Raw genomic sequence first — 17,026 nt, forward strand, 5'->3', positions numbered from 1 at the left:
AGGTAGAATATTATTTATTATCACTTTAAATTTGATTAGGTATTATCATTTTTCCTACTTTAGTGATTAATATCTCTTTTAACGTTTTAGATTATGAAATAAACTGAAGCGAGTGTTATCACCCGCTTCATTATTACACATATTCAATAATCCCATGGCTACGCAAAGAATCTTGAACGTCTATCACGCGTTGGTTAAGAGAGCCTTTATAAGGTAAATTGGGTTTATATAGCTGATACATAAATAGTCCATCAACCAAAATATCAGTAAGTTCAAGTAATTCTCGTCGTTCATCCGTTTGATGTTTCAAATATTCAAATAGAAAGCCAGTCCATATCCAAATCGTTTTACTGTAACCAAATCTCTCTCTAAACGCTCGTGCAATCTTTAAAGATATATTCAAATTGCAAAAAGGCTCTCCACCCAAAATACTGATTCCAGAAATATATGAGGGGGCACAATTTTCAAGTATTTCTTGCAAGATATCTTCAGAAAATGTTTCACCATATTTAAAAATCTGTGCTTTTTCGTTATAGCACTTTTTACATTGAAAAGGACATCCTGATACATATACACTACAACGTACACCCTCGCCATCCACAAAGCTATGACTTTCAATTTTAGCAATGTGATTTTGTCCTGTTTTAATGTCTAACATGCTCATGAACGTGGTTCCTTCATATGTTTAACTCTTGCACAAATTTCTTTTTGACGTCCTTCTATTACTGGTCGTTGTACTGGATTTCCTAAATAACCACATGTTCTTTTCACGACATCGACGGTCTTAGGATCGCTATTTCCACAGTTCGGACATTTATAACCATTTTCAGTAGTTTCAAAATCACCATCATAATCACACTTGTAACAATGATCAATAGGAATATTCGTTCCTAAATAGCCAACTTTATCATAAGAATAATCCCACACTGCCTCTAACGCTTTAATGTTGTGATTAAGTTTAGGATATTCACAATAATGAATGAAACCACCACTTGCATAGTAAGGGTAATCCTTTTCAAAATCTAACTTCTCGAAAGGTGTTACATCTTTACGCACATCATAATGGAAGGAATTCTGGTAGTATCCTTTATCGGTAATATCAGGTATTTCACCAAAGCGCTCTTTATCTAAGCGACAAAATCGGTCGGTCAAAGATTCGCTTGGCGTACTATAAATACTAAACCAAATATCATATTGGTTAGTCCATGCATTCTGATAATATTTCATTTCTCTTAGAATATCTAATGTAAATGTTTTAGCTTCAATATTATCCTCCCAATCAGGACCGTAAAACATTGTTGCGGCTTCATATAAGCCAATGTAACCCATTGAAATCGTCGCACGTTGGTGTTTAAACAGTTCTTCTACATTTTCAGAAGCGTTTAATTTGTATTTAAAAGCACCACTTTTATAAAGAATTGGCGCGTTATTAGGTATTGCATCTTTTAAGCGTTTAATTCTATAAACTAATGCATCATGCATCAATTGCATTTTTTGATCAAATAACTCCCAAAACTTGGCCATATCACCATTAGATTCTATTGCAATTCTTGGGATATTCAATGTGACAACGCCTAAGTTACAGCGGCCATTATTTTCAAAGTTTCCTGTTGCATCTTTCCAACTAGGTAAGAATGAACGGCAACCCATTGGCGCTTTAAAATCACCCAAAAGCTCAACGATTTTGTCATAATTTAAGATGTCAGGATACATACGTTTCGTTGAACACTCAAGCGCGAGTTGTTTAATATCGTAATTGGGATCATCTGGGCTAAAGTTAGTACCCTTTTTAATTGAGAAGACAAGTTTCGGGAAAATAGCTGTCATACGGTCTTTACCCAGTCCTTTAATACGCGTACGTAAAATAGCTTGTTGTATTTTGCGACTAAGTTCATCTGTACCTAAACCAAATCCTAATGTTACAAATGGCGTTTGACCGTTGGAGGTATAAAGTGTATTAATTTCGTATTCCAAACTTTCGATGGCATCGCCGATATCTTTAGTCACTTGTTGCTCTACGTAAGATTCTATTTTATCCGGTTGGACATATTGTTGTGCCATTTCACGATGATGTTCTGCATTTAATTTAGCATATGTACTTAATAATTCATCTACGCGGTCAACTGTACAACCACCATATTGGCTGCTTGATACGTTTGCGATAATTTGAACAAGTTGTGCAGATGCGGTTTGTATTGATTTAGGGGAGGTCACATGTGCATTACCTATTTCAAAGCCATTTTCTAACATATCTTTAGCATCAATTAGACAACAATTCGTTAATGGTTGAAAAGGATGGTAGTCTAAATCATGGAAATGTATATCTCCAGATAAATGTGCTTTAGCTACGTGTTTTGGAAGTAGATTTTCTAGTGCATATGATTTAGATACAGTTCCAGCTGTTAAATCTCTCATTGTAGAGAAAGTATTACTATCTTTATTTGCATTTTCATTTAATATTGTCGGGTCTTTTGTTATCAATCGTGTTAATGATTGTTCTAAAGCAGTCATATTATCACCTTTTTCTATATATGGTATCTATTTACAAAATATAACACTATATATAGTATTACAATCGATAACTTAGACGTTAACGAAAGTGTCAAAAAGATTTTAACGTTTCATGAACTATATGTAGAAAGGGCACTTTATTGCGAACAATTAGAAAACTCTAACATGTGTGATTATCATCTACATGTCAGAGCCTTATGAATAAAAAATATTCTACTTATCTATCTTTGTCTTTAAACCGTTCTTCAACTTTTTCATTATCTACTGAATGATGTGCTTTATCTTCAGTTTGATGGTGTGGTGCTTCACTCTTTTCACTTTCTTCATCTGTGTGACCTTTTGCCATTTGAAGGTTCTTTTCTGTGTTTTTACGTTTTTCTTCTTTTGAACGTTTATCGTAAGCACGTTCTTCATAAACTGAACCAACTGTTAATATAAGAATAACAGCTATAGTGACAATGATAATAACTGCTAAAATAATCCACATCCAAATGTTAAATTCCATGTTACTTCACCTTCCTTAAAGCTAAAAATAGCTCAACTCTAATCTCTTTATTTTTAAATTTCCCTTTTAAAATAACTTCAATCACATAATCATTGACTTAACTCTTTATATGTATAAAGTTTCTTATCTATATAAAAAAGCCATGAACCGTTTAAGTTCATGGCTTCAGTACTAAAAATATTTCTAGTCACTCGATTATGAAATGTAGTTATAAGCGCCAGCTTGGCTTGCTGAGATTGTACGAGTAGATACAACTCCAGGTCCACCGTTATAGTTCATTTCAGATACTTTTACTGAACCGTCATTATTTACGTTCTCAACGTATGCAACGTGACCGAATGCACCTTGTGAAGTTTGCATGATTGCACCTTGTTTAGGTGTATTGTTTACAGTGTAACCTGATGATGCTGCTGCGTTAGCCCAGTTGTTAGCGTTGCCCCAAGTTGAGCTGATTTTGCCGCCAACTTTGTCATAAACATAGTAAGTACATTGACCTGAAGTGTATAGGTTTGAACCTGAAGATGTTTGACCTGCGAATGCAGCTGATGCATTGCTTGAAGATTTTTGAGTTGGTGCTGATTGAGTTGTTACTTTAACGTTTCTATCAGAAGTTGAATAATTTGCACCTAAACCTCCACCATTATTTGAGTTGTAGCTTTGAGTTTGGTTATTTGTTCTATAATTATTGTAGTTATTGTATGAATTGTAGCTTTGTGTACTTTGGTTAGCATTTGAGTAGTTAGAGTTGTTTCCTTGTTGAGCTTGTTGTGGACTCCAGTTACCTTTCCAATCGTAATGATAGTTACCTTGTTGATCGATTGTATAAGTGTAGCTGTAAGAATAAGGATCGTTAGGGTTATATCCATTATTGTTATTTTCCGCTGCATCTGCATCGTGTTGCATGATTCCAAATGTTGCAATACCTGCTGTAGCGATTGTAGCTGTAGCGATTTTTTTCATTTTAATATCCTCCTATAATTTGGGTAAATCTTTTAACTATCTCGTGGCTACCTTCAATTATCTTTAACATTTAAGTTTAATTTTTTCTTCGTTAATTAACGACAAGAGACACTGTAACAGACACACAACCGTTTGTGTACAATGTTAATACTTTGTAAATGAATCATAATAATGTAACGCCCTCTTGTAAAAAACGTGTGTCAATTTTACACAATTTAAACCACTTTCATGACAGTAGTTATAGCGATTTAATCAACATCGTTGTTACAGTTGTTGTAATTTATCTGATAATTTTTAGAGTAAATTATTTCATTGAAAAAGGGATGAAAACTTCGTTTCATCCCTTCTGTGATAGCGCCTTCACACTAAGTATATGATTTAATTAAAATCTAAACAGTAACGACGCCCATAAGTACTGCGAGGAGTAGTAGCACAATAGCAAATCCCCAAATCCAAAAGAATGCATACTTAATGTAAGTACCCATATTCGCTTCAGCAAGTCCAATGGCTAACCATAATGCTGGTGAAAACGGACTTACGAATGTACCAATAATATTACCTATCACCATTGCATATGCTGTAGAAACAGCTGAAACATGAAATTGACTAGCAGTTTGTTCAACAATAGGTAAAACAGCAAAGTAATATGCATCCGTACTTGTTAATAAATCTAACGGCACACCGAATATTCCAACAATGATATGCAAATATGGACCTACTGCATCTGGAATAATCTTAATAAAATCAGTAGCAATCGCTTTAAGCATACCCGTTTCATTAAGAACACCTAAGAACATTCCAGCTGCAATAATGACTGCCGCCATCATTAAGGCATTAGGAGCATGAGCCTTTAATCGATCCATTTGTTCATCAACACTTTTATAGTTGATAATTAGTGCGAGTGAAGTGCCTATCATGAAAGCAAACTCTGGTGGCGCTAGATTTGCTAACATGATGACGATAACTAAAATCGTTAATACTACATTTATCCATATAATATAAGGATTATTCCTAGCACGGCCTTTAACTGGAAACTTAATATCTTGTTCACGTTCATAAATATTAACTAATCTATGTATATCTACATCTTGCGTTTCTTCTACTTCGCCTTTTTCTATCGCCTTCTTAATAAGTTTCTTTTCACGAAATCCTAAGTATACTGCGAAGATGATTACGAGGACGAATCCAATAATTTGAATTGGAATCAGACCATACCATAATTCATTCACACTTTTCACTTTCAATACTGTTGCCACACGTGCCATAGGTCCACCCCACGGAACCATGTTCATAATTGCTGCACTTAATGCAAGTAATAATATTAGTAGGTATTTATTCATATTTAGCGCTTTATATAATGGAAGCAATGCTGGTATTGAAAGTAGGAAAGTCACTGCCCCAGCGCCATCTAATTGTGCAAATGAACCAATTAACGCAGTCATAACACAAACAATAATCACATTACCTCTCGTCATTAATATCAATCGCTTCACTAAAGGCTTAAATAATCCACTATCAGTCATAATGCCAAAAAAGATGATGGCAAATATAAACATTATGACAACGTTCATAACTTGTGATAAGCCCTTATCAAAGAATTTTACTAAATCTCCCACACTGTACCCCAATATCATTGCACCGATACATGGTATCAATGTCATGCCAACAACCGGGCTAATTTTCTTCGCTATGAGTAAACCTACAATTGAAACAATGATCGCTAACCCAATCATCGTTAACCATATATTATCTCCATGCATATTTAACATCCCCTTTTATTAACTCCGCTATGTCATACGTAGGTTTAATAAGTATTACTATACACAGATGTATAAAATTTTAATCATCCCCCAATAAATCATTCCTCATCATACTCGTTAAATCCCCTTGTATTTTGTAAGCGCTTTCTATAATTGTAACAAAGATTTTCAAAATAAAAAATATGTATAGACATATAACAATTCAAACATAAAGCATGTATGTTCATTGACATACATGCTTGTGAGTTAAATATATTGATGTTGCTTAAGGTATTGAATCACACGATCAACTGATTGATCAATTGATTCATGTTCAGTATCTAAAATGATTTCTGGATGATCTGGAGCTTCATAAGGGGCGCTAATACCTGTAAACTCAGGAATTTCTCCAGAGCGTGCTTTCTTATACAATCCTTTAGGATCGCGGTTCTCACATTCTTCAACACTACATTTCGTATATACTTCTATAAATTCATCATCTTTGAGAATCGCGCGTACATTATCGCGATCTTGTTTATACGGCGAAATGAAAGCTGTCACAGTGATTGAACCTGCATCAACCATGAGTTTGGCAACTTCACCTATACGGCGTATGTTTTCAGTACGATCTTCAGGACTAAATCCTAAATTTTTATTAAGACCATGACGCACATTATCCCCATCTAAACGATATGTTTGCTTTCCTTCATTGAATAGCGCTTTTTCTAAAGCGACAGAAACGGTCGATTTACCTGAACCAGATAACCCCGTAAACCAAATAACTGCACTTTTATGACCATTACGATTTTGTCTTTCTTCTTTCGTCACTTCTGAATCATGCCAAGTAATATTGTTAGATTCACTCATGCTATCTCTCCTTTTACTTTATTATTTTTCTCGTAAACCTCTAATTAGTACTTCAGCGACTTCTGGTCTTGAAAATTGAGTCGGCAAGGATTCTCCGTTACGTAATTTTTCTCTAACTTTTGTACCACTTAAATGTAAATGTTGAGAGGCATCATGAGGGCATGTCTTAGCCGTCGCCATATTACCGCATGCTTCACAATAAAAAGCATGTTCAAATTTTAAGATTTGAATATCTAGTTCATCTTCAAATTGAGTGATAAGCTCTTGCGCTTCATATGTGCCATAGTAATCACCCACACCCGCATGATCACGTCCCACTATAAAGTGTGTACAACCATAATTCTTACGCACTGTTGCGTGCAATATTGCTTCACGAGGGCCGGCATAGCGCATTGCTGCAGGATAAATCACTAGTCGTGCTCTATTTTCAGGGAAATAATTCTTGAGGATAGCTTGATAACTTTCCATACGAACATCAGCAGGTATATCATCTGATTTAGTTTCTCCAACTAAAGGATTGAGAAGTAATCCATCTACAATTTCTAAAGCTGATTTCTGGATATATTCATGTGCACGATGAACTGGATTTCTAGTTTGGAATCCGACAACCGTTTTCCAACCTAAATCATGGAATAATTGTCTTGTTTCAGATGGATCTAGATGATAATCAGAAAATTCATCATGTTTAGGGCGATTGATTAATTGAATAGGTCCAGCTAAGTACACATTACCTTTTTCATACACTTTCTTGACACCTGGATGTTGTTCTTCAGTAGTTCCATAGACTAATTTTGCTTCTTTTTCTTTATCGTACGTGTACTTCTCTTATAATTTTAATGTTCCATATAATTCACCATCTTCACCGTATAAAGCAATGTCATCACCAATTTCTAATTGATTCGCTTCTTCTTCAGATACTGGTAAAGTAATGGGAATACTCCATACTAATCCATTTTCTAAATGAGTGTCTTCAACAACTTTGGTATAGTCTGCTTTATTCATAAATCCTGTTAACGGACTAAAACCACCAATACCAATTAATTCTAAATCTGAAATACCCCAAGGATTTAAAGTAATTGATTTATATGATGATGCTTCCTTAATTAAACGTTCTCTTTCCTCACCTTCAACAACTCGGTTAATTAATTCACCACCATGTGGTTGAATTGTATAGTTAATTACTTCTTCATTTTTAGACATCGTTTTATAACCCCTTTATCCAATTAATTATATTTGTTTAATCGGCTTTTCTTGTAAGAAAAAGACAATTTCTTGTTTCGAATCACCTGAACGATGAGTAAAACAATAATTGCTGCTAAAATAATACATCTAACTGTATTTGAGATTGTTGTATCTTTAATGAAATAACTTAATAATGCATTACTATTTGTGAAAATAATTAACCCACCCACACATATTGCTAAAATATTTATAGGTAAAATTTTAACTAAATATGCTGAAATTGGAGCAGCAAGCATGCCACCAACACTTAGTGCAATGACAGCAAACCAGTTAATCTGAGTTAATCCTAAAAATATAATAAAACTAATTGCTGCAGAAGATGTAACAAAGAATTCACTAGCTGAAACCGTACCAATCGCATAACGTGGTTGAATTTTCTTGCTTGAAAGTAAGAGCGGTGTATTCACTGGACCCCAGCCTCCACCACCGATAGCATCTAAGAAACCTGCAATCGCACCTTGTGGAATCACTTTGAAACTACTCAAATCACCAACATGCGTATGGTGTTCATGTGTTCTTTTAAATAAGAATTGATATAAAATATAGAATCCCATGCTTAATAAAAAGAGTGCAATGAATGGTTTAATGTAATTACCGTGAATAAACGTTAAAACGCCTGCACCTATGAAGGCTGAAATAGAACCAGGTATCGCAAGCTTTAACATCGTTGGCTTATGAACATTTTCAAATTTCCAATGAGATGTACCAGAAGCTGCAGTGGTAGCAATTTCTGAGAAATGAACTGTTGCAGAAACTACTGCTGGCGCAATACCATAAGTGAGTAAAATGGATGATGATGATGCACCAAATCCCATGCCGAGTGACCCATCTACAAGTTGTGCTAAAAATCCCGCTATTGCGAATATTAATACTTTGCGCATATATCAAATGCCCCCATTCTTCATTAAACCTGTGATTGAAGCCATCGGATGAATTCATGTTGCTTATTCTCATCTAAATATGTGTCTGATAAAATTTGTTCAAGTAACGCATGTTTATCAGATGGCTCTATGCTGAGTGCTTTAATGTATTGTCTACTTTCATATAGAAATTGAACATAAGTTACATACTCCTCATTATATGTATCCTCTAAATGATTAATAATACGTTGTCCTAACTTTGGACTCGCACCTTCAGTGGATACACTAATCGTTAAGCGATCCCTTCGAAAAACATTAGGAAACGTAACATTACCTAATTCAGCTTGTTCTGCATGATTAAATAACACATGTTCAGGTACTGATAACCTTACCTCTTCATTGACCTCTGAATGATTGGTAGCAGCAATTACCATATCTGCCTCTTCAATATCAGTAGGTTCGAAACGTTTTTCCAAATAAGTGATGCGCTGAGTTTCAACCCATTGTGCTATTTGATTAGTGATAACCGGGCTTACAACGTGAATATGTTCTGTGTAATTTAACAATGTTTTAATACGTCGTGTAGCAATTTTCCCACCACCGACAACAACAACTTTTTTGTTTGTTAAATCTAACATTAATGGCATATTCACGGTAAATCCCTCCTCGTATTTGTCATATTCATCTTACTATTTTTCTTCATTTTCAGAAAATAAATGATAAAACTAAAACAGTCCTATTTAGATGTCACTTTAGGAATTGACAATTTGTTTACATCAGCTTGCTCCACAAACCAATTGATCTTCTCTCGCATATGGACTACATCACCAATGATGATCATAGCTGGGTTCGTTATTTGATGTGCCTTATCTACAATATTACCAAGTGTACCAGTAATCGTTTTTTGTCGTATTGATGTACCCATGTGAACGAGTGCGACTGGCGTTTCTGATGAACGACCATGTTTCGTTAATAAATCACAAATTTCTGGAAGTCGTTTAACTCCCATATAAACGCATAACGTTTCTGGTCCATTCGCTAAATGTTCCCAATATTGTTCTTTATCCATACCTGGTTTATTGACTGCGGTTACGAATGCGACAGATGAACTAAAATCTCTGTGAGTGACAGGAATACCTGCGTATGCTGCTGCAGCAATACCCGATGTAATACCAGGTACAATTTCAAACGGAATATTGTGATTTGCTAGTACTTCCGCTTCTTCGCCACCTCTACCAAAGACGAAAGGATCGCCACCTTTTAATCGTGTAACAGTATGCCCTTTCTTAGCTAAAGTGACCATCATTTTATTCGTTTCTTCTTGTGGTAATGAATGCTTATTAGGATCTTTACCACAATAAAAGAATTTAGTGGAAGGAGAGGCGAATTCTAAAATTTCTTTATTAATCAAACGATCGTAAAGAATCACATCTGCTTTTTTAATTGCTTTTAAACCTTTAATTGTTAATAAATCAGGATCACCAGGACCTGCACCAACTAGAAATACCTTGCCCATATTAATCACTCCCCCTTTAGATTAGCTATGGAAGTCGCGACCATCATGGACTTTTGCTACCACACCTGAACGTATGACGAAATCACCAAAGTGCTCGCCTTCAAGTCGTTCTTTACCGTAACTAATCAACAATGGACGTAAACTTTCTAATATTTCATTTTCACCGATATTTTCTTTATACAATTTATTGAGACGCTCACCTTTGAAGCCACCACCTAAATACATGTTATATTTGCCAGGTGCTTTTCCGATAAATGCGACTTCAGCAAGTGCAGGTCTTGCACAACCATTTGGACATCCTGTCATACGAATTGTAATTTCTTCTTCCTGAACTCCAGCTTCATCTAATAAATCTTCAATTTTAGAGATTAAAGATGGTAAGTATCTTTCCGATTCTGCCATCGCTAATCCACAAGTTGGAAAGGCTACACATGCCATAGAGTTTCTACGTAATCCAGTATAGTTCTTACCATCTGTAAGACCATACTTATCAATGATAGCTTGGATTTCATCTTTTTTCTCAGGTGTAACGTTAGCGATTACTAAATTTTGATTCGGTGATAATCTGAAGTCACCTGTATGCATTTCAGCAATTTCTCTAAGTGCTGTTTTCAATTTATAATCTTCAGTATCTTTGACTCGTCCATTTTGAATAAACAACGTAAAATTCCAATTGCCATTACCCTCAATCCAACCTAAACGATCACCATTATGTTCAAATTCAAAGTCACGTGCATCTTCAATATCCCATCCTAATCGACGGTTCAATTCTTCTTTGACCCAAGCTTCACCAAGACGATCGACTGTATATTTAAAGCGTGCATTTTTACGATTTTCACGATTACCGTAATCTCTTTGAATTGTTAAAAGCTTTTCACAAACATCTACAGCTTTTTCTTTTGGTATGAATCCTATTAAACGCCCTAGTTGTGGATACGTTTGAGTATTACCGTGAGTCATACCCATACCTCCACCAATCGTGACATTAAATCCTAGTAATTCATCGTTATCTACAATAGCAATAAGTCCGATATCTTGTGAATAGACATCGATATCGTTAGAGGGTGGTACAGCAATACCGATTTTAAATTTACGTGGTAGATACGTATTACCGTATATCGGCTCCTTTTCCTCACTGGAATCTAATACTTTCTCGCCATCTAGCCAAATTTCATGATATGCGCCAGTTCTTGGAAGTAAATGATTACTAATGTCAGTAGCATATGTGTTCACTTCTTTGTGAACTTTTGATTGATAGGGATTTGGGTTACACATCGTATTACGATTTACATCGCCACAAGCAGCTATTGAATCTAAGACAGAGTCGTTGATCTCCTTCATAGACTGTTTTAAGTTACGCTTTAAAATTCCGTGAAATTGAAATGCCTGTCTTGTGGTCAATTTAATCGTTTGATTAGCATGATTATTAGAGATGTCATCCATAGCAATCCATTGATCTGGTGTCGCTTTCCCCCCTGGTACACGAACACGTATCATAAAACTATATGCTGGTTCTAATTTTTGTTTACGACGTTCATCTCTTAAATCTCTATCGTCTTGCATGTAACTTCCGTGGAACTTTAATAGCTTAGCGTCATCTTGTGAAATCGAGCCCGTAATTGGATCGGCAAGCCCTTGTTCGATTGTTCCACGTAGAAAGTCACTGTCGGCTTTTAAAAATTCCATTTCATCAAGATTCTTATCAAGTTCTTCTGAAATTTGTTTATTTGTTCTAGCCATGTATCCCCCATCCTTTCTATTAATACACGTCTCGTTGATATCTCTTATCTCGTTTCAATTGCTTCAAGTATTCTTCTGCATCTTCTTCAGAAAGATTTTGTTCTTTCACTAATACATTACGAATAGCTTGATGAACATCCTTAGCCATCTTACTCTCATCACCGCACACATAAATCGCTGCACCATTTTCAATCCATTGGTTAAATTGCTCACTATTTTCAGCAATTTTATGCTGTACATACACTTTTTGATCCGTATCTCTTGAAAAGGCCACGTCTAACTTAGAGAGGGTGCCATCATCGAGCCATTCTTGCCATTCAGTTTGGTATAAGAAATCAGTAGTGAAGTGTTGTTCACCAAAGAATAGCCATGTGTGACCTTCAAATCCTAGCTCTTCACGTTCTTGCATATACGATCTGAATGGCGCAACACCAGTTCCTGGACCTATCATAATCACTGGGGTCTCTTCGTTTTGAGGGAATTTAAAATTTGGATTACGTTTCAAGTAAATTGGAACCGTATCACCTTCTTGAATTCTCTCCGCAAACTGTACTGAGCATACACCTGTACGATCACGACCATGCGCGTTATATCTTACAGCGCCCACCGTAATATGCACCTCATCAGGCGTTGCTTTATAACTACTTGAAATTGAGTACTCTCTCGGTGGTAACTTTCTGAGTAATTGATACATATTTTCTGGCTGAAGTTCAGTTGTTGCAAAATCATTTAATAAATCAATGAGGTCGCGACCTTCAATATAATTTTGAATCCATTCCTTGTCTTGAACTTTCTCGCTAAGTTCATCATTGTTAAAGAACGTTGCCGCATTCTCAACTAAAGGTTTTGTTAACTTCGTTATTTCAAAATGAGAAGTTAATGCATCTTCAAGATTAAGTGTATCGCCATCTTCATTAATTAACACTTGCGTGTCCGGACTCCATCCTAATGTACTGACGAGCAAGTCGACGAGGGCTGGATCATTTTGAGGTAAGACAACAATACAATCGCCAGGTTCATATTCTTCACCGAAATTATCAAGTAATAATTCAATGTGTCTTGTTTCTTTATTTGAACCTCTACCATTTAAATTAATATTCGTTAAGACTTCGGCTTCATAAGGATTAGACTTTGAATATTTCTTCTCCTTTGCGGATTTAATAGACTCACTTACCACTTGTTCACTGTCAGTGCCTGCTGGTGTTGAATCTATCGCATTGATGACATTCGCCATCCACTTTTCAGCATCTTCATCATAATCAACATCGCAATCGACACGGTCATAAATTCTCTCAGCACCTAATTCTGCAAGGCGGTTATCAAAGTCTTTACCAGTTTGACAGAAGAATTCATAAGTTTGGTCTCCTAATGCTAAAACTGAGAATCTTACACCATCTAATTTAGGCGCTTTACGACCATGGATATATTCATGCAATTCTACAGCATTATCTGGAGGGTCACCTTCCCCATGCGTTGCAGTCACAATAAATAAATCTTCAACTTTCTTAAGATTTTTAGGCTTGAAGTCGTCCATAGATTTAAGTGTGACATCATTTCCAATGTTAGATAAACGTTCTTCAAAGATTTCTGCTAACCCTTGTGCATTACCTGTTTCAGAACCATAAAGAATAGTAATCGAGCGTTGTTCTGGCGTTACTTCAGGCTCTTTTCGATGTAACATGGCTTCAGTTTCTTGACTTACTGAAGACGTTGAAGATGATGCTATATTGTCAGAAGCTCCCTCACTCGTAGCATTCGATGATTGGTTTGCCATGAGGTAGCCACTTAACCAAGTTTGTTGTTCTGGTGTTAAAGTTTGGAGTAATTCATTAATCTGTGCTGCTTGCCCTTCAGTAAAGGGGCTATTAGTGACACTTAAGTTCAATCATATACACCTCTTATCTTAATTATCCCGATATTTGATTATATTTATTTCTGAAAATGTTTCCAATATCGTTTATTCTAGTATGTACTAAATATTCACGACAGTAAATGAAAGAGAGTGATGCACAATACATCTATCCCTATTCATTAACCGCCGAGAATCATTTTATGTTTCAACAATTTTTAAATGAGTTTTACTATAACAAAGTAAGTTTTTGGTTATATCTTATCGGAATACTATGTTTTAAAGTCAAAAAATTTTGATTACCTTATTATGGTTTGTCTGCAACATGTAAGCCACATTCAGTTTTTTCGAAATTAGACCATCTGCCAGCACGGGAATCATTTGAGTCAAATACTGGTGCAGTGCAAGGGATACAACCGATACTAGGATAATGTTGATCATGCAATTCATTGTAAGGTAAATCATTACTCTTGATATAGTCCCAAACCTCGTCTTCAGTCCAATAAATAAGCGGACATACTTTAACTGATTTAAATCGTTCATCTTTATTAATAAAGTCCGTGTTTGCACGTGTTGGTGATTGGGCACGTCTTAATCCTGAAACCCATGCTACCGCGCCAGATAAAACTTCCTCAAGTGGTTTAATCTTGCGAATATAACAACATTGATTAGGATTATTCTTCCATAGAGCGGGATTATATTTATCAGCCTGTTCTTCTAATGTAAGTTCTGGTTTTTTCATTTTAATTCGAAGTCGTGGATATTTCTCTTTCACTCTATCAATTAAATCGTAAGTTTCTTGGAAATGTAAGTCTGTATCTAAAAAGACGATCTGTGCATCTGGTTTAATTTGATAAATTAAATTGATAAGCACCATGCTTTCAGCCCCAAAACTACATGAATAGACGATATCGTCACCATAGATTTGGTAAGCCCATTCTAATATTTGGTAGGCACCTTTGGTTTGGTCGTCAGCATCGATAGTGTCGATAAAAGGATCACCCGTAAAACTATCATACGTAATCTTATCTACTGACATCAATTTATGATCCCCCCTCATTTCATAAATTCATTCAAACACTTAAATTCCTATCTGAATTGTCAGAATAATTATGTTTACTACTTTAACTACTTTTAATTTGAAAGTCAAGATACCAGTGTAAATATTCATCATTAATTTTAAAATTAAATACTAAAAACTCTCTTAAAAGTCACTTCGACTTAAAAGAGAGCTAACACATCATCATTTATTCATTTAATAATTCTTTAATGAATTCCTCCATCTCTTCTGGAGAGTCATAAGGAAGATACTTGCCTACTACTTTACCCTCTCTATCAATAACAAACTTTGTAAAGTTCCACTTAATTTGCGAACCAAATAATCCAGGTTTCTCGCGTTTTAAAAGCGTATATAAAGGATGTTCATTGTCACCATTTACAATTGTTTTCGAGTGGATAGGAAATGTAATACCAAACCGTCGACGGTAAGTATTGTAGATTTCATCCATCGACCCAGGTTCTTGATTGTCAAAGTTATTACAAGGAAAACTTAAAACAACTAATCCATCATTTTTATATTTTTGATATAACGTTTCCAATCCTTCAAATTGATCGTTTAATGCGCAATTAGTTGCTGTATTTACGATAATAAGAACCTTTCCTTTATATTCTTCTAAAAAGTAAGTAGAACCGCCACACCTTTCTACTTTTATATCATAAACACGCTTACTCATTGAGATACACCTCTACATCATTGCGAATTTTAATAAATCAATAACGCCACTAGATGCTCCAGGGAAAGCAAAAATATTTTGAATTAATTTTTGAGCTGTCATTTTGTTATTAATAATAAATTTACTAAACCACTTGCATTATTACTGTGAATTTCTACAATCATTGCTTGTGATTATCTAAGATAATAGATATTTCCGCTTCAGTTTTATTATTATACTCAGAAATCATTTGTTTACCGCGTGATACGGCAAATGATATCGACTTCGACTCCTTTTTAAACATGACAGATACGAATTCTATACATATGATACCCGCTACAATAAAAGTTATACTTTTATGACTTCGTTACCTCGTCTTAGCGAACAGTATTTCGGACTGTTTAACATTTAATTCTTAGTTTCTTTTCATTAAATAGGTCTAATTATTTATTCATGCCATTGTGAGTTTAAGTGTCCTTAACTCATAAAACAAGTCACACGAAATATTACGAATTGGTTAAACCAAACCATTTAAATTCTCTCTTTCATAATTGCGTCAATCATCGACTCACATGATAAGTTTAAAATATAACTAGTTTTCTAGTAACATGTGTTACTTATTCACACATTCACCTCTTTTCAATCGAGTACGATTGGTTGAATTCTATTACATTGTATTTCACAATTCAAAATATTTGCATAATTTTATATAAACAAATAGAGTTGCTTTCGCAACTCTCTATAATTGATCAACATTTTCGATAACAGATATTTTCCCATTTTTAACATTAACTAATACAGAGAAATCATTATCTTTATTGCTATCATAGATTAATTGATTTGGCTTTCTGTCATCAGGTTCGTTATATTTTTGGATAAATTGATCTTCTGAAATATCATTAGGGGCCACCCCTACATGAACAACTTCATCATTCTCATACGCAACTGCTAAGTTCCCATACTTTTCGTAAGTATAATTTGAACTATCAACATTTCCATCGGATTTACCAAATTTTTCTTCAACTTCTTTACGTGTCATACCTGTATATATACCTTGATAACCACTCGTTGACGCAGATTTCATATACCCTTTATCAAATGCTGTACTAAAGACATCAATATGCGGACCTTTAGAAGTTGAATCTTTCTCACTTTTTGAATCATTTGTATTAGATGGACTTGATTGAACAGATTCTGATGTCTTATCATCATCTTTGACATAATGTTCATAAGCATAATATGCTCCGTAAAGCATAGCAGCAATGAATCCTATAAAGATGAGTGATAATAAAATAATTAAACCTGTTGGCTTCTTACTACGAGATGCACGTTGTAAGTTGTAGTTAGAATGGTTTTGGTTATAATGAGGTGGGTGATTTTGATATGATTGCCTAATATGTGCTCCACATTGATTACAAAATGATTGGCCCTCTTTTAATTGATGTCCACAATTTGAACAGTACATAACTAACCCTACTTTCAATTTTTACTCAAATTAAGTTGTTAAACAATATTTTAAAATATT

The 17,026-nt window shown here is 34.9% G+C and carries 14 protein-coding genes and 2 pseudogenes; all 16 read right to left on the reverse strand.

Annotated elements, in window-relative coordinates:
* Positions 1-133: 133 nt before the first annotated feature.
* The 16 genes and pseudogenes from nrdG to HMPREF2642_RS04625 all read right to left on the reverse strand — a co-directional run bounded on the left by nrdG (position 134) and on the right by HMPREF2642_RS04625 (position 16,966).
* A complete protein-coding gene (gene nrdG, locus HMPREF2642_RS04555; protein WP_030059181.1) occupies positions 134-664 on the reverse strand; it encodes an anaerobic ribonucleoside-triphosphate reductase activating protein in 531 nt (176 codons plus the stop codon).
* Positions 661-2,511 (reverse strand): anaerobic ribonucleoside-triphosphate reductase, encoded by a 1,851-nt coding sequence (nrdD, locus tag HMPREF2642_RS04560; RefSeq protein WP_023351049.1) that lies wholly within the window; start codon positions 2,509-2,511, stop codon positions 661-663. Before nrdD ends, nrdG begins: the two co-directional genes overlap by 4 nt.
* Before the next feature lie 217 nt (positions 2,512-2,728).
* Complete coding sequence (locus HMPREF2642_RS04565) at positions 2,729-3,016, reverse strand: hypothetical protein (protein WP_030059182.1); 288 nt, start codon at positions 3,014-3,016, stop codon at positions 2,729-2,731.
* Positions 3,017-3,211: 195 nt separating this feature from the next.
* The gene (locus HMPREF2642_RS04570; RefSeq protein ID WP_002436224.1) at positions 3,212-3,976 is read right to left on the reverse strand and encodes a CHAP domain-containing protein; all 765 of its coding nucleotides are present in this window, start codon (positions 3,974-3,976) and stop codon (positions 3,212-3,214) included.
* Between the two features lie 389 nt (positions 3,977-4,365).
* Complete coding sequence (locus HMPREF2642_RS04575) at positions 4,366-5,736, reverse strand: CitMHS family transporter (RefSeq protein WP_070597698.1); 1,371 nt, start codon at positions 5,734-5,736, stop codon at positions 4,366-4,368.
* Between the two features lie 246 nt (positions 5,737-5,982).
* On the reverse strand, positions 5,983-6,582 hold the full coding sequence (gene cysC / locus HMPREF2642_RS04580) for an adenylyl-sulfate kinase (protein ID WP_030059184.1): 600 nt from the start codon (positions 6,580-6,582) through the stop codon (positions 5,983-5,985).
* Between the two features lie 21 nt (positions 6,583-6,603).
* Positions 6,604-7,782: pseudogene (gene sat / locus HMPREF2642_RS04585) on the reverse strand (sulfate adenylyltransferase).
* Between the two features lie 23 nt (positions 7,783-7,805).
* Complete coding sequence (locus tag HMPREF2642_RS04590; RefSeq protein ID WP_070597699.1) at positions 7,806-8,705, reverse strand: sulfite exporter TauE/SafE family protein; 900 nt, start codon at positions 8,703-8,705, stop codon at positions 7,806-7,808.
* Positions 8,706-8,728: 23 nt separating this feature from the next.
* The gene (locus HMPREF2642_RS04595) at positions 8,729-9,337 is read right to left on the reverse strand and encodes an NAD(P)-binding protein (protein WP_030059188.1); all 609 of its coding nucleotides are present in this window, start codon (positions 9,335-9,337) and stop codon (positions 8,729-8,731) included.
* A gap of 83 nt (positions 9,338-9,420) precedes the next feature.
* Positions 9,421-10,200: a uroporphyrinogen-III C-methyltransferase gene (cobA, locus tag HMPREF2642_RS04600; protein WP_070597700.1), complete on the reverse strand. Its 780-nt coding sequence runs from the start codon at positions 10,198-10,200 to the stop codon at positions 9,421-9,423.
* Between the two features lie 21 nt (positions 10,201-10,221).
* Positions 10,222-11,940 (reverse strand): assimilatory sulfite reductase (NADPH) hemoprotein subunit, encoded by a 1,719-nt coding sequence (gene cysI / locus HMPREF2642_RS04605; RefSeq protein WP_070474522.1) that lies wholly within the window; start codon positions 11,938-11,940, stop codon positions 10,222-10,224.
* Between the two features lie 19 nt (positions 11,941-11,959).
* Positions 11,960-13,825, reverse strand: coding sequence for an assimilatory sulfite reductase (NADPH) flavoprotein subunit (locus HMPREF2642_RS04610; RefSeq protein WP_037550636.1), 1,866 nt, complete (start codon positions 13,823-13,825; stop codon positions 11,960-11,962).
* A gap of 271 nt (positions 13,826-14,096) precedes the next feature.
* Positions 14,097-14,828 carry a phosphoadenylyl-sulfate reductase gene (locus HMPREF2642_RS04615; protein ID WP_030059194.1) on the reverse strand — a complete coding sequence of 244 codons (732 nt, stop codon included), beginning with the start codon at positions 14,826-14,828 and terminating at the stop codon, positions 14,097-14,099.
* A gap of 208 nt (positions 14,829-15,036) precedes the next feature.
* Complete coding sequence (locus HMPREF2642_RS04620) at positions 15,037-15,522, reverse strand: glutathione peroxidase (protein WP_037550641.1); 486 nt, start codon at positions 15,520-15,522, stop codon at positions 15,037-15,039.
* A 12-nt stretch (positions 15,523-15,534) separates the two neighbouring features.
* A pseudogene (locus tag HMPREF2642_RS11825) lies at positions 15,535-15,799 on the reverse strand (NAD(P)/FAD-dependent oxidoreductase); the annotation flags it as partial.
* A gap of 441 nt (positions 15,800-16,240) precedes the next feature.
* Positions 16,241-16,966: a zinc ribbon domain-containing protein gene (locus HMPREF2642_RS04625; RefSeq protein WP_030059196.1), complete on the reverse strand. Its 726-nt coding sequence runs from the start codon at positions 16,964-16,966 to the stop codon at positions 16,241-16,243.
* Between the last annotated feature and the right edge of the window lie 60 nt (positions 16,967-17,026).

Origin of the sequence: Staphylococcus sp. HMSC055A09, assembly GCF_001809655.1 — a bacterium.
In the GTDB taxonomy this organism is placed as follows: Bacteria; Bacillota; Bacilli; order Staphylococcales; family Staphylococcaceae; genus Staphylococcus; species Staphylococcus capitis.